Here is a 14,164-nt window from a genome sequence, read left to right on the forward strand (position 1 = left end):
GTCCCGCCCGTCCTTTTTGGACGGGCGGGACGCCCATCCCACAAACTTGTGGAAGTTATTTAATTCTCATTCCTAACCTAATACCTATGAATTTTGAACAACGGAATTCGGCTTAACTTCAGTCTCTTTTTCCCCGGATTAATTTCCGTGTGTATCCTGTTTTAATTCTGATACAATTGCGCCTCGATCGCGCCAAGCTTCGGCATTTTCGGGTTTGATGGCAATAGCTCGATCGTAAGCTGCCATTGCTTCCTCATAACGCTTTAATTCTGACAAAGCTGTGCCCAAGTGGTGCCAAGCATCGTAGGAGTCGGGCTTAATAGCAATCGCTTTCTCATAAGCTGCGATCGCTTCTTCATTGCGCTGCAATTTTGCTAAAGATTCCCCTTTGGCAAACCAAGCTTCGTAACACTCGGAATTAAGGGTAATTGCGGAGTCGTAAGAGGCAATTGCTGCTTCGTGCTGCGACAGTTTCTCGAAAGCTACGCCTCGGTTGTGCCACACTTCAAAATCCTGCGGTTTAAGGGCTATTGCTTTGTCGTAGGATTCGATCGATTCTTGATATCGCTGCAATTTTCCGAGCACAGCCGCTCTATTGTACCAAACTTCGTATTTATCGGGCCGGATGCCGATCGCCCGATCGTAAGAATCAATAGCATCGCTGTAGCGGAGGAGTCTCCACAGCATATTGCCTCGATTGTACCAAGTTTCGTATCTGTTAGGATTGAAAGCCAGAGCGCGATCGTAAGATTCGACTGCTGCTGCGTACTGCTCTATTTTACCCAGCATCGCGCCTCGGTTGTGCCAAATTTCGCTATCGGTTGCTTTGATAGCGAGGGCGCGATCATAACTGGCGATCGCTTCTTCGTAATGCTGCAATTGACCCAACAAAGCCGCTATACTGTGCCAACAAGCGTATTTTCTGGATTCGCTAGAACTTGCTCGCTCGTAACAGGCGATCGCCTCTTCGTACTTCTGCAATTTTGCTAGCAAATGCGCTTTATTATACCATGCTTCGTAGTTATCCGGTTTAATAGATATTGATTGGTCGTAACAGGCGAGTGCTTCTTCCGGGCGCTGCAATTTTATTAACACATTTCCGCGCCAATACCAAGCCTCATGCAAAAATTTATTCGCTAAAACAGCTTTTTCCAAACAGACTAATGCTTCATCATAATTGCCTTGAAAATAAAGCCCTTCGGCTTGCTTGATATAATCGTCAGCAATCAATTTTTCGTCGTTAGCAGGTGCCGTTTGCGAATTTTGGGAATTGTTTAAAGCCGGTTGAGGTGCGATTTTGAGAGCTTCTTTGGCAACAACTGCGGGAACTTGGGCAATTTCTTGAACAATTTGAGATTTTTTATCGTCAACTTCTCTCAGCAAAACTTGCAGGTGCATAATAAATTGAGATTTGAGAGTCTCAATTTGCTCCACGGAAGATTTGGAAAGTTCAGTTTCTCTCGTTAAAAAATCAATGGATTGTTTAGCTGCACCCATTTGCGCTGCTAATTCATCCCTCAACTTTTGATTCAATTGGCTAGAATTTATGAGTTCTGATTCCAATACACCAATGCCCTGCAATCGTTTATTGGCATCAGCAACCAACTGTTTGATGATCAGCCGTCGCATCATCCAAAAAAATGCAATTGTCACCGGTGGAAATACAGTACCAAGAATTAGTAAAATATTGAGCAGAGTTATGGTAGTATTAAAACCATATCCAGATTCAGATTCAGAATTGCCACTAGACGGGGAGATAAAAGCGAAAACCTCGCGAACTTGAGGATTGCTTTCAGCCCCGGTTTCGATTAATTTAGCTAGCCAGGTTTCTTGTAAAGATTTTGTTAGTTCATCGCCGGATGCAGCAGGAGTATTCGCCTTGGTTTTTGCAGTAGCAGATACATCGGGTTGAGCGGCCGCTACCAGCAAACCTGTCGGCGATTTTACAGCAATTCGCGGGGAAAATTGTTCGTAGGCGATCGTCTCAGGCTCGCTAATTGACTCAGCCCGACGGGATACGGTAGTATTTGGGGAAAATTGTTCGTAGGCGATCGTCTCAGGCTCGCTAATTGACTCAGCCGGACGCGATTCAGTATTATTTACGGCATCAACAAAGTTGCTAGCCTGCGGTGTCTCAGGAGAAATAGGATGTGCAGCAGGATTGGCGCTAGTATTAGCAGTTAAATTGTGGGATGCGAGGGCAGCCAGAGTCAAGAGAGCTAGATTAGAGACGCGCATAAACGTCAACTCATTTACATTTAGGAGAAATTGGTGCTTGGTTGTCAGCGATCGGGCGATCGACCTCATACTCTCAGCAGTTAGAATAGCTGACATGAGGAATGCTGACTTACTATCTCCAAAATACGCGCGCAGCCTGACTTTTCAGGAAAAGTGCCAATAATTCTGGCTGTGGAACTTTTGTCCAAAAATATATTCTCGCGCCTAATCCGGTTGAAAAACTCTCGGAATCATCATTAGGCTGGTAAGGCGGGCTTCACCAATCTGCACAATTAGCCAAAGATCCGGGTGAACCCGCCCCAAACGATGCGATTTTTAAATCTAAACCTTAGCTAAAATCGCTTCCGGCTGCTGACTTTGTGCCGCCACTTCCTCTAAATCAGCACCGAAAATTTCACAGCTATTATTCGGACTTTCAATCAGCTTAATTTTGTGCAACTGGGCGCCCAATTCCCGAACGGGCGATCGCAACAATTGCCCGATCCGAACTGCAATATTCTCTGCAGTCGGCACAACGTTCTCAAAATAAGCAATATCCTTATTTAAAAAAGTGTGATCGAACGGTTCAACAACATAATCGTCAATAGCTTTTTGCAAAGCTCCCAAATCAGCAATCATGCCAGTCCGCGCATCAATTTCCCCTTTAACAGTCACCTCTAAATGATAATTGTGACCGTGACCGTTGGGACGAGCACATTTGCCGTAAATTTCCGAGTTTTCTTCAAAGCTCAAATCGGGACGAGCCAACCGATGGGCGGCGCTAAAATGAGTGGACAAAGTTAGATAAGCTTCCATTCCGTTTCCTAAATATTCAGCCCAAAGTTCGGGATGTTCAAACAATTGAATTTTGCTCAGAGGTAAATGAGGGGCTAGCCTCCGCCAAATTTGCCGTGCTATGTTTTCGGTAGTTGGCAGAGTCTGCTCAAATTCCGGCCACGCTTCGTTGAGAAAGGAAAAATCGAGATCCTTGGTAACTTCCCGCTTGATGACGTGTTTGACATCAGACAAGTTGAGCACCATGCCGTACTCGTCGAGTTCTCCTATCATGGAAACGTAAAGGACGTAATTGTGTCCGTGTCCCGGTGCGCGGGCAGTTGGGCCAAACCGCTCAAAGTTCTCGGCTTCGCTCAACTCCGGCAGCCAGTACCGGTGACTCGCCGAAAACTGTGCCCGACGATTGATGATGCACTGCATAAAAGTCAAGTAGGGTAAGCTTGTTAAGTTCTGTAAAGGACTCGCTTCTTAAGGATAAACTAATTTTTGCTGCAATTTTTCAATAATTTGAGGGTGCTGTCAATGAATTTCTACCAATTTTCCAGATATTGGCAACAAGTCGCTGTTCGAGCTCCAGGGCCCATTTTACGCCACAACACAGATATCCGGCAGAAAATACCGCTACAAAACAGTTTCTCGCCATCAGTTGCTAACTCATCAGTTACGAGCATTTGAGAAAGTGCCTGAAGCGGATCTATCCCGTTCGCGAAGCGGGCCCGTTGCGGTAGGGAATTGACCTTTTTTGCCACACAGGACACTCCACAGTTCGAGTTTTTCGCCTAAGCTCTGCAATAGTTAACAATTTGCGGTTCAGTTGCGATCAAAACTAATCACCCATTACCCATTACCAAATATTAATGAATTGGATTACTGCACGAGCCGATCGCTTTTTTGAAAATTGGTCGGGTGCGATGACAACCCCCCTCTTCTATATCGGGGACACTCATCTGTCCCTCAGTGCGATCGTCAAACTGATAGTTTTAGCTATATTTGCCTTGATTATAGCTAAGATTATCAGTGAAGGAATCAAGCGCAGCCTGCTAGTTCGGATGGGATTGGATCGCGGTAGTCGAGAAGCAATTTCCACCATCATTAGCTATATTTTAGCAACGCTTGGCTGTATATTCGTCCTGCAAGGTGCCGGCATCAACCTCAGTTCTCTCACCGTTTTAGCGGGCGTTGTCGGCATTGGTTTCGGCTTCGGATTGCAAAATCTAGCCAGCAACTTTATCAGCGGTCTCACCCTGCTATTTGAACACCAAATTAGAGTAGGAGACTTTATTGAAATAGACAATTTATTAGGAACAGTAGAAACAATTTCGATCCGTTCTACAATTATTAAAACAATTGACGGACTCTTTGTAATTATACCAAATATTAAGTTTGTCGAAACTAACATTATTAACTGGAGTTACAGAGACCCCCGATGTCGCCTCCACATCCCCGTCGGCGTTGCTTACGGCTCTGACCCAGTAATAGTTACGGAAGCGCTGCTAATTGCGGCCCGGATGGAATCAAATGTCTTGTCCCACCCTTCTCCTAAAGTATGGTTTTGCGGTTTTGGAGATAACGCTTTAAATTTTGAACTTTTAGTTTGGATTGATCAGCCGCAGGAAAGCGATGCTATTAAAAGCGCGGTCTATTTTTTAATAGATTACGAATTGCGCCACAGAAATATCGAAATCCCCTTTCCTCAGCGGGATTTGTGGCTGCGAAATCCCCAAGAGTTAACTCAACTTTTTTACAAAAACAAAGACGATAATTCCAACGGCAATTTTTTTCTGCAGAATACCAAACATTCAGCAGATTTAAAATCTAATTCCACCCTTTCTGAACCTAAAAGTTCAGTACCTAAATCCCCTAATAATTGGACGCTGCGAGATTTGTTGCGGCGAGTAACTTATTTTGAACAGTGTACGGATTTAGAACTGCGGCAGTTAATTGAATATGGCTACCGACAACTGTTTCCAGCGGGACAGGTGGTATGTAAAGAAAATGACCCTGGCGATTCTTTTTATATTATTCTTTCGGGTACTGTAGAAGTTCTTTCTCAAAAAGCGGGTCAGTATATTGCTACGCTTCATGAGGGCGAGTTTTTTGGGGAAATATCTTTGCTGTTGGGTACTCCGAGAACGGCGACTGTTAAAACTAGCGAAGATGCAATTTTGTTTGTGGTGGAACGTCACGATTTACAAAAACTTTTAAGAGAACAACCTAATTTAGCTGATCAGATTGCTCAAAAATTGTCGGAACGCCAGCAAGCTTTGAGAAATTTGGGATTGTTAGATGGCGAATCTCTGGAACAAACTCCTTTTATTAAAATTCGCAAGCGCATTCAAGTTCTTTTTGGAATTTGAAAGAAGGAACTTCGGCAACGCGCAGTGTACGGGATTTAACGGATTTAACGGATGAATGCTGAGGGCATTGGGCATTGGGCATTGGGCAATTCTCCCACTCTCCCACTCTCCCCTCTCCCCCTCTCCCCCCAGGGCTGTTTCATTCTCACCAAAAACGAGGTTTTTGTAGGGCTAGTGCTAAGAGTGCCTACCCCCGCCACCAACCATCGAATGGGGGTTTCAGGCCAAAAGGGCCGGCACTCTTGGCACGGCCCCTACCAAGAATGAAACCGCCCTGCCTCTCCCCCTCTCCTTGACTAACTAACTTTTAATTTTTAATTCATCCTGTGCTTCCCGCCGCAGTCTAGCGGCAATTCTAAACAGTTCTTGACCGGTGTGCAAGTGCCGATCGTCATAATTGAGGGTAAATAAATACAATTCTTCTATGCCGTCTCCGACTTGATTGATAGAGTAGTAGAGATGAGCGGCAACTCCGGCTACATTAGATGGATTGGGCATTGATGTAAGAAAGTTATGAGCTTTTTTGAGGAACTCGCGGCTGGTTTCGATATAAAGTTGAAACTTTTCTATCAGTTCGTCATCAAATGGATCTGCGGACAATTCGTCTATTTCTTTTTTAAGCGGCTTCAAGATACTGTTGAGCATTCTATTGACGGGTTTGTATACTTTAATCAGCCACTGTTCCATTAGTTCATCCGCGTCCCTTGCTGTTTGTGTTTGCTGGCGGCTGACGTTTGGTGCGGCTGGTGATTGCTGTTCGGTTTGCTCGGAAAATTGGCGATCGTAAGATTGTCTGTGCTGGGGGTCTCCTAATATTTCATAGGCTGCATTGAGGCGGACAATCTCTTCGTGACCCGCTGTGTCGCTGCGGCTGTCTGGATGAAATAATTTGACTAAACGGCGGTATGCTTGTTTAATCTCGGCTTGTGTTGCGGTTGGGCTAATCTTTAGGGTTTTGTAGTGATTGATAACGGAAGACACGCTGTTATTTCCTTGAAATCTGGATAATATGTGAAAAAGTGCTTGACAAAAATATCATTTTTTGCTAAGTTTTTAAGTATTTATCTGATATAAATGTCAAAAATTGTCAGTAAAAAAACTCAGTTTTCAACTTATCATAAATCTATTTTAGAAAAACATTGAGGCTTTGGAAGTGGTAAGCCGATCGAGATTGAGGACTCCTATAGCGCTGCTCCCGCCAACAGTTAGCCCTTCTTTTCTTTGCTCTTCCTTCGCCACAAAAGCGCTCAGCGCCCGCTTCGCTAACACGCCGAAAGCGGTTAGTTCAAAAAAAAGCTCCTTCAGAAATTCGGCATCATATCAAATCCGGTAGCATCGGAATTATTCCTCTCTGTATTCTCTCCCTCTGCGTTCTGGAGCGCCCTCTGCGGTTAAATCATTCCGATGCAACCGGAAACGATATCGATCGCGTTCGAGAAAGCTACAATCTATCGCCATTCTTTAATCTACTAAAAAGCCAAGCAGAGCGTACAGTCTACGCCCTGCTCTCTATTTCTGCGACTTGGGCCGGAGGCTAGCCTAGTTGAGGGCCATCGCCAAATTGAGTTCTGGATCTTGGAATAAGGGAGTGCTCAGATAGCGTTCGCCGAAGCTAGGCTGAATCATCACAATCAATTTCCCTGCATTTTCGGGACGCTTGCCGACTTTCACCGCGGCACATAGTGCCGCACCGCTGGAAATACCGGACAAAAGTCCTTCTTCTCTGGCCAAGCGACGGCCATAGGCGATCGCCTCGTCATCGGTAACAACTATAATTTCGTCGATCGAATCCACATTCAGCACCGGTGGTACAAAACCAGCACCGATACCTTGAATTTTGTGAGGCCCAGGCTTTCCGCCCGACAGTATCTGACTATTGGCCGGCTCAACGGCGATCGCCTTAAACTCGGGTTTCCGCGACTTAATCACCTCTGCGACACCCGTAATCGTACCGCCAGTGCCGACTCCAGAAATCAGGAAATCCACCTCGCCGTCTGTATCTTCCCAAATTTCCTCAGCCGTTGTCGAACGGTGAACCTGGGGGTTTGCTGGATTCCGAAACTGCTGCAACATATAGGCATTGGGAGTTTTGTCCACAATCTCTTGAGCGCGGCGGATGCAGCCACTCATGCCCTCAATTCCGGGAGTCAGTTCTAGTTGGGCCCCGTAAGCTCGCAGCATCGATCGGCGTTCTGTGCTCATCGTATCCGGCATGGTCAAAATCAACTGGTAGCCCTTAGCCGCTGCCACCATTGCCAGAGCAATTCCGGTATTGCCAGAAGTCGGTTCCACTAAAACCGTTTTGCCTGGACTAATCAGCCCTTCGGCCTCTGCTTGATTGACCATATTGACACCGATGCGGTCTTTCACCGATGCTGCCGGATTCATGCCTTCGAGTTTTACCACAATCCGAGCCAAGCAGCCTTCGGCTTGGGGAATGCGGTTGAGTTGCACCAGAGGCGTCCGCCCTACCAATTCTGTAATGTCGCCAGCAATACGCATAATCTTTGTCAGTTTGTGGTTGAAAGTAAATCTTAATTCCTAGTTGGCAATACTAACTAGATGTAATACATGATATCGAGCTGCCGTCTGCCATTGCGCTTTTCGCACAAATCCTGTAGCGTGTATTTTTGCAACACCGAGTTGGCAATCGATCGAGCTTCTTGCCAAACTTCCCAAATCACCGCACTTTCTACAGTTTGAGCAGGCGAGTCTTTTTCAGAGCGATCGAACTCTGAGCCTTCGAGGCAGTTGATAATTTCTAGCAGTGTAATTTTCCAGGGTTCCCTGGCCAAGATATAACCTCCCTTAGCTCCTCGCTGGCTGCGAATCAGCCCGCAGCGTCTCATGGTAGCCAGCAACTGTTCTAAATATCGATCGGGAATATTTTGCTGAGCCGCTATCTGGCGAATTTGCAGAGGCTCGCCTTCTTCGTAGCAATCGGCAAGCTCCAGCAAAGCTAAGATTGCGTATTCGCTTTTACAGGAGAGTTCTACCATAATTGCTTCAAATATCAGAATTATCAACTCCTAAGTCAGATGTTAAAATTCTCATCAATGTTGAGTTCCAAATTCTAACTCCTAACTTTACCCTTTATTATACCCCGGTTTTCCACTGAACTTGAGCGACTTTCATCACTTGATCGTTGGAACGATCGGCAATCTGAACCCAACAAACCCAGTTTCTCGTTTCGACTCCCTCCGCTTCCACCACAGCCTTACCTCCAGAAACGGGTTGTCTGCCTTTATGACTGATAATTTTTAATTTTTAATATATTCTTGGCGCACCCTTCGTCCCGCAAACAAAAAAGCCCTGCGCTAGGCAGGGCTAAACTTGGCCTTTAGAGTGGCCAGCAGAGAGGGTATAACCTCCCTGCCTCTTCTAACCCGCTCTTAGAAAGTGAAAGTAGTTCTCAGAGTACCAATGATGATGTCATCATTACGGTCATCTTGATTAGGATTTGTCACCCAAATCACGCCCGGAGTAACAGAAATGTTGTCCGAGAGCTGAAACTTGTAGAAACCTTCAACGTGATAGGAATCATCGTTGCGGAAGCTCCGCAAACTCCTCGAAGCTTCAAGTTTATCCAAGTAAGGCTCACGACCTACCACGAACCCTAGCAAGTTGCCTTCTTTCCCTAAATCAGGCAAAGCCAAGGTGACAGCGTAGTTCCAGATTCTCGCATCGCCGATGCCGAGAATGCGGGCATTGGTTAAACCAGCCCAGCCACCAAGGATAAATCTCGGGCTCAGTCGTAACGAAGCCTGAGCACCGTAGGAGTTGCTGACAACTTTGCGAGCATTGAAGCCATCAAAGCCTTCGCTCAAACCGTTGAGAGAATTAGCTACGCCGGTACCTGTGAAACCGCCGAGACTGCCTGGCCCATTCGATAAACCATTGTCAAACCCAAAGTTACCTCTGCTAAAGTAACCGTGGTTGTAGTTGAATGCAACTTGCAAGTTGCGTCCGGGGGTAAAAGTCAACTGACCCATCGCCGCGTAGTCGCCGTTCGTCAAGCCTGCACCCCTAGCCGGACTGGCTGCATTTGACGCCAAATAACCGAAGGACAGAGAAGTCGGGCCGAACACGCCGCCCAGCAAGCCCCTGCCACCGAAGGCATAGTCAAAGCCGATACCTGCGCCACCGCCCAAACGATAAATCGGGTTCCGCTGTCCAAAGGTGCTCAATGACCCGTTGCCGCCGTCAAAGTCTTCAAAATAAGGGTTTACAGTGGGCATAATGTCGTCCCAAACGCCAGCGTTGGCTATCAGGCTAACGTTCAGTCGCTGACCGACGGGGAACTTGTACAGCAAGGTATCGAGGGCCACAACGTTGTCGGTTCTGCCGACAAAATTCCAAGTTTGAGTGCCTTCGCTGGTAGCCCCAAGGTTGAAGTTGCGACCGTTGCCGACTTGAAGCCTGGTCAGGAGCAAGTCTCTGCCGGTGAAGCTAGTGTTTAAATTCAGACGCACCCGTTGTTGGAAGACGGTTTCGTTATTGTCGCTGCCAATTCTTCTTTCGTCTGTGCCAAACAAGCCAACGTTGCCACCAAAGTCATCGCTGAGGGCAAAAATTGCTTCCCCAGTCAGCTTGGTAGTGGTGGAGAATTGGTTGGCTTCGAGTTCGGCTGTCCGAGCTTCCAAAGCATCGACACGACCGCGCAGGGTTGCCAGTTCCGCTGCAAATTCTTCTTGGAGCCGTTGGAGGGCTGCCAAGTCATCTCTCGTAGCGAAGTTGCCAGTGCCACCTCTAATTAGCTCGCTTACCTTGTCTAAGCAAGCATTTAAACCGGCTGCGAATTCGTAGCGGGTCATTGCCCGGTTGCCGCGGAATGTGCCGTCGGGATAACCGGCAATACAGCCGTAGCGCTCGACTAGGGATTGCAGTGCTTGGAAGGCCCAGTCTGTGGGCCGCACGTCGGAAAGTTGGGAAACAGAGGTGACTTGACCTTCAGTTTCGCTGCCGACAGTACCTTCGGTGGTGTACTGGTTGAGCTGTTCTAATGTGGCGGCTGGGTTTTGCTCTTGTGGTGCGGCAGTTTGGGCTAAAGATTCAGCCGGTTTTGGCAAACTTTGTTCTGCCGACTCGGCCACTGCCGGGGCTGGAGTTTCTAATTGAACTGCACCGATTTGCTCTGGGAGAGCGGTAGCTGCCGGGGCTGGAATTTCTAGTTGGGCTGCCGGGGCAGAATTTTCTACTGGTTGAGCGACTGCTGGCTCAACTGCGGCTAAAGATTCACTTGTAGGTTGTGATGCCGCTTGGGGATCTGCCTCAGCAGGGGCTGTGTTGGCTCCAACGATCGCACTTTCAGTTGCAGTCGTGGCCGAATCTTCAATCGCTGGGTGGGTTTCGCTGCCAGCGACTTGGGAAATTTCTTCTACTGGCTCGGAGGCAGCAGTTGTTTCAGAAACAGCAGCTAAAGCATTTAGTTTCGCTTCGGAGGTTTCAGCGGTTTCAGCTTTGGCGACAGCGGGATTGAGCGCATCAGCAGCCTGCTGAGCGTCTGCTGCCATCGCGCTCGAAGAAACTACTAGGGTAGCTCCTAAGACTGCTGGGCTGATTAGTAAGTAACTCCACAAAAATTTCGACATATTCACTCTCATCCTCACACCGATTACAGAGAAACTTTTCTAGTCTTCTATGTGGTCAGTCGTTGCTCAACTAGCATACTCTAAAAAAAGACCTAAAATTCACTTTTTCTTTTGATTCTTTCGGGCTGACCGAGTATATAGATGTGACTGACGGCTGCAGAGAGCCTGTTTTTTAACCTGTACTCAAAGGCGTCAAAACCAGACCCGGCTTGGGCTGTGGATTGATTTGACTGCTGACACTAGATAGCGCCCGATCGCCTATTTACTTTTTAGCACAGCACGCCCGACTCGTCTAGGCTGATTCGACTTTAACATCCAAGCTGTGTCCGAGAACGCTAAAGACTTGGCGGTGATCGAACAGTTCTAACAAATCCGCGTTTATTTTATTGTGAGCTGCTTCTTGCCGCAAAATTTTCATCGCTGCCTCTGTTCGCAGAGCTCGCTTGTAGGGGCGATCGCCTGCTGTCAGGGCGTCGTAAATATCTGCGATCGTCATCAATTGCGCTTGAATTGGAATTTCTGACTTGTTTAAACCTCGCGGATAGCCTGTGCCATCGAGTTTTTCGTGATGTCCGTAGGCAATGTCTGGAACATTTTTTAAATCCTTTGTCCAAGGAATTTGTTTCAGAAACTCGTAAGTGTGAGTTACGTGAAATTCTATTGCCGATCGTTCTTCCGGCGTCAGGTTGCCCCTCGACACCATCAATTGCAAGATCTCGTCTGGGTTGAGCAGGGGTTTCTTTGCCCCATCTATATCTCTGTAAGTTTGTCGAGCAATCTCTCGCAGTTGAGCTAGGGGTTCTGCTGCCAAAATGTGAGGCTCGTTTGCCTCTAGCAGCACTTCCCAGTATTCTGCTAATCTGGTTTTCGCCTCTGCTAGAAGAGTGTCTAGCTGTTCGATTTCCTGGCATTGAGCGCACTCTGGCTCCTGGAGCGGGTGTTTTCGGTAGGCTGAATGCTCCAGCAAGTATTTATATTTAGACTGGACGCATTCCATTTCCATCGTCCGCTGAGCTAAGCCAAAGCGGTGGCGAATGATTTCTAGCTGTGCGGGGTAGAGCTTTTTCTGTTTGGTCAAAACTGCTTCGGGCACTCCAATTTTGCCAAAATCGTGCAGCAGGGCGGCGTAGCGAAGTTCTTGAATTTGGCGGTTATTAAAGTAAATAGAGCGCAGTCCTCCGCTGGTGACGGTGTTTACTTCTTCTGAAAGGCGTACTGTGAGGGCTGCTACTCGTTCTGAATGGCCGTAGGTACAGGGGTCTCTGGCTTCTATGACTTGCACCGAGGCTTTGACGAAGCCCTCGAACAAATTTTCTATGCTGTCTTGCAGTTGATTGCGCTCGATCGAGATTGCTGCTTGAGAAGCGAGCGATCGAACTATCCTTTCTTCCCACTCCGAATACTGCTGCGTCGATTCCCAGGCATTGTCTGCTGTCAGCACCGTATCTGCCTTTGTTTTGCGGTTGATCAGTTGCAGTACACCTATTGTCTCTCCCTGTCGGTTTTGCATCGGCAGTACCATTACCGAGCAAGTGCGGTAATCAATATCCCTGTCAAAACTGGTATCTAGCCGATAGGGTACGCCCGGGGGTAAGTCGTAGGCATCAGACAGGTTCAAACTTTGACCGGTAATTGCCACGTATCCCGCCAAGCTTTTGTCTGTCAGTGGCAGGGCAAACTCTTTAAACGACAGGCTGGGTTTAGAAGCGTTTTGGGCTACCTTGAACAGCAGCTTAGATTTTTCGTCGCTGTGATCTACTAAGTAAACACTGCCAGCATCGCTGTAGGTAATTTCTCTACTTTTGGATAAAATTAAGTTTAACAAGTCGCCCAAATCTTGGGCGCTCGACAGAGCCGCGCCAATATCTAAAAGCTTTTCTATCAGATGGGTTTTTTCGGCAGCAGACTCGTTCTTGAACTCTGGCTTTTCAAATACGATCATGGTCGGATGATGGGGAATAGCCTTTTATACATTGAACGTTTGGCCTCTCGACTTTTTAGCACCCGATTCTAACCCCAAGTCGATTTTTTATTTGCGAGCTTTTCTCTAGCGGGGACTCTTATTGGGCCAGCCGACACTCTTTTAATCTAGCGTAGAAATCTCTTGGGCTAGCGCAAAGTCTTTCTCAGTTAAGCCTCCGGCATCGTGAGTTGTCAAGTTAAGTGTAACTTTGTTGTAGGAAATTTCTATATCTGGGTGATGTGCTGCGGCTTCTGAGGGGGCGACCAACTTATTCACAAAGGCGATCGCTTCGATAAAATCTTTAAATAAACGCGTACAACGCAGTTGTTTGCCTTCAATTGTCCAGCCTGACAATTGACTGGCGCGCTCTTGAATTTCAGTATTGTTAAGTAGGTCAGCCATAATTTTGTTCTTTGGGATTAGCAATGGCAGATTAACTGCCCACGTGTAGAAACCTTGACCAAAAACTATCCGCTCTCACCAATAGTGTTGAGCCTCAAGTTTTAATACTCAAGATTTAACACTATTTGAGGTGAGAGCGGTCTAGCGGGTCTTCAGATTAGAACCTGACTGCCGGGAGAATCCCTAGCTCAGCCTGGTTCCCCGTGGAAGTCGTTTCCCGTTGGAGACGACGGCTGACTGCTAGTGAGCGGCCCCGGCGCACAGCCGGTAGTTTCCAATCTGATGACCCATGCGTTTACTACTTTCTATCATGGGCATCACCTCCAGGTTTTACTAAATGGTTTATATTTGAACGCACCTCATCCTAATCTGAGATTAAGTATGAGGATTTGTGTGCTACCGATTGGCAGCATTACCAGAAGAACCTGCGTTCTGAGTGTCATTCCGGTATGCACATTTACTAGAATAACACAAGGAATCTGAAATGGGGGGATACAAAGTAAGATTTTTGCAAGATGAAGGCAAATTGCTGCTGCAAGGTTTTCGATCAATCTCTACAGCCAGCGGATTGCAGATCTTGGATTCAAGAGCTGGGCTGTGGGACGATCGGGTGTAAAGCGGGTTTAAATGTGCGATCGGTTTAGATGAAACAAAAAGCTCCCGCCGATAGATCGGCAGGAGCTTTTTAAGCATTAAGGGTAAAGCCTAAACTGCTTTATCTTACCCTTTTAAAATGCTGGAAATTTGGATATTTCGCGCTGATTAAAGTGCGTTACCGCGAGGCAGAACTTCTTCAGGGAAGATGAAGTTTTCGTGGGGTTGGTCTGTCGGAGCCATCC

General features: G+C 47.0%; 10 protein-coding genes. 2 read left to right on the forward strand and 8 right to left on the reverse strand.

Annotated elements, in window-relative coordinates:
- Positions 1 to 138 precede the first annotated feature (138 nt).
- Together QUB24_RS31735 and QUB24_RS31740 are read right to left on the reverse strand one after the other, a co-directional pair.
- The gene (locus QUB24_RS31735) at positions 139 to 2,334 is read right to left on the reverse strand and encodes a tetratricopeptide repeat protein (RefSeq protein ID WP_333157528.1); all 2,196 of its coding nucleotides are present in this window, start codon (positions 2,332 to 2,334) and stop codon (positions 139 to 141) included.
- Positions 2,335 to 2,559: 225 nt separating this feature from the next.
- Complete coding sequence (locus QUB24_RS31740) at positions 2,560 to 3,432, reverse strand: 6-carboxytetrahydropterin synthase (protein ID WP_333157529.1); 873 nt, start codon at positions 3,430 to 3,432, stop codon at positions 2,560 to 2,562.
- A 437-nt stretch (positions 3,433 to 3,869) separates the two neighbouring features.
- On the opposite strand from QUB24_RS31740, the gene QUB24_RS31745 reads away from it, so the two are divergent.
- Positions 3,870 to 5,369 (forward strand): cyclic nucleotide-binding domain-containing protein, encoded by a 1,500-nt coding sequence (locus QUB24_RS31745; RefSeq protein ID WP_333157530.1) that lies wholly within the window; start codon positions 3,870 to 3,872, stop codon positions 5,367 to 5,369.
- A 300-nt stretch (positions 5,370 to 5,669) separates the two neighbouring features.
- Here QUB24_RS31745 and QUB24_RS31750 read toward each other — a convergent pair whose 3' ends face one another.
- From QUB24_RS31750 to QUB24_RS31775, 6 genes are all read right to left on the reverse strand, one after another.
- Positions 5,670 to 6,350 (reverse strand): J domain-containing protein, encoded by a 681-nt coding sequence (locus tag QUB24_RS31750; RefSeq protein ID WP_333157531.1) that lies wholly within the window; start codon positions 6,348 to 6,350, stop codon positions 5,670 to 5,672.
- A gap of 558 nt (positions 6,351 to 6,908) precedes the next feature.
- Entirely contained in the window at positions 6,909 to 7,871 is a 963-nt protein-coding gene (cysK, locus tag QUB24_RS31755; RefSeq protein WP_333085589.1) for a cysteine synthase A, read from the reverse strand.
- 56 nt (positions 7,872 to 7,927) lie between these two features.
- On the reverse strand, positions 7,928 to 8,368 hold the full coding sequence (locus QUB24_RS31760) for an Rrf2 family transcriptional regulator (RefSeq protein ID WP_242716025.1): 441 nt from the start codon (positions 8,366 to 8,368) through the stop codon (positions 7,928 to 7,930).
- A 393-nt stretch (positions 8,369 to 8,761) separates the two neighbouring features.
- Positions 8,762 to 10,960: an iron uptake porin gene (locus QUB24_RS31765; protein WP_333157532.1), complete on the reverse strand. Its 2,199-nt coding sequence runs from the start codon at positions 10,958 to 10,960 to the stop codon at positions 8,762 to 8,764.
- Between the two features lie 292 nt (positions 10,961 to 11,252).
- Positions 11,253 to 12,902, reverse strand: a complete 1,650-nt coding sequence (locus tag QUB24_RS31770; protein ID WP_333157533.1) for an HD domain-containing phosphohydrolase — start codon at positions 12,900 to 12,902, stop codon at positions 11,253 to 11,255.
- Between the two features lie 141 nt (positions 12,903 to 13,043).
- Positions 13,044 to 13,325, reverse strand: coding sequence for a 4a-hydroxytetrahydrobiopterin dehydratase (locus QUB24_RS31775; protein ID WP_333157534.1), 282 nt, complete (start codon positions 13,323 to 13,325; stop codon positions 13,044 to 13,046).
- 484 nt (positions 13,326 to 13,809) lie between these two features.
- Here QUB24_RS31775 and QUB24_RS31780 point away from each other — a divergent pair, with 484 nt between their 5' ends.
- Positions 13,810 to 13,941, forward strand: coding sequence for a hypothetical protein (locus QUB24_RS31780; protein ID WP_333157535.1), 132 nt, complete (start codon positions 13,810 to 13,812; stop codon positions 13,939 to 13,941).
- Positions 13,942 to 14,164: the final 223 nt, after the last annotated feature.

It is taken from the genome of Microcoleus sp. B9-D4 (assembly GCF_036705105.1).
Lineage (GTDB): Bacteria > Cyanobacteriota > Cyanobacteriia > Cyanobacteriales > Microcoleaceae > Microcoleus.

Excerpts from the sequence above, each read along its gene's own strand:
- QUB24_RS31735 (WP_333157528.1), bottom strand. The coding sequence starts at position 2,334 with ATGTCAGCTATTCTAACTGCTGAGAGTATGAGGTCGATCGCCCGATCG.
- QUB24_RS31740 (WP_333157529.1), bottom strand. The coding sequence starts at position 3,432 with ATGCAGTGCATCATCAATCGTCGGGCACAGTTTTCGGCGAGTCACCGG.
- QUB24_RS31745 (WP_333157530.1), top strand. The coding sequence starts at position 3,870 with ATGAATTGGATTACTGCACGAGCCGATCGCTTTTTTGAAAATTGGTCG.
- cysK (WP_333085589.1), bottom strand. The coding sequence starts at position 7,871 with ATGCGTATTGCTGGCGACATTACAGAATTGGTAGGGCGGACGCCTCTG.
- QUB24_RS31760 (WP_242716025.1), bottom strand. The coding sequence starts at position 8,368 with ATGGTAGAACTCTCCTGTAAAAGCGAATACGCAATCTTAGCTTTGCTG.
- QUB24_RS31765 (WP_333157532.1), bottom strand. The coding sequence starts at position 10,960 with ATGTCGAAATTTTTGTGGAGTTACTTACTAATCAGCCCAGCAGTCTTA.
- QUB24_RS31770 (WP_333157533.1), bottom strand. The coding sequence starts at position 12,902 with ATGATCGTATTTGAAAAGCCAGAGTTCAAGAACGAGTCTGCTGCCGAA.
- QUB24_RS31775 (WP_333157534.1), bottom strand. The coding sequence starts at position 13,325 with ATGGCTGACCTACTTAACAATACTGAAATTCAAGAGCGCGCCAGTCAA.
- QUB24_RS31780 (WP_333157535.1), top strand. The coding sequence starts at position 13,810 with ATGGGGGGATACAAAGTAAGATTTTTGCAAGATGAAGGCAAATTGCTG.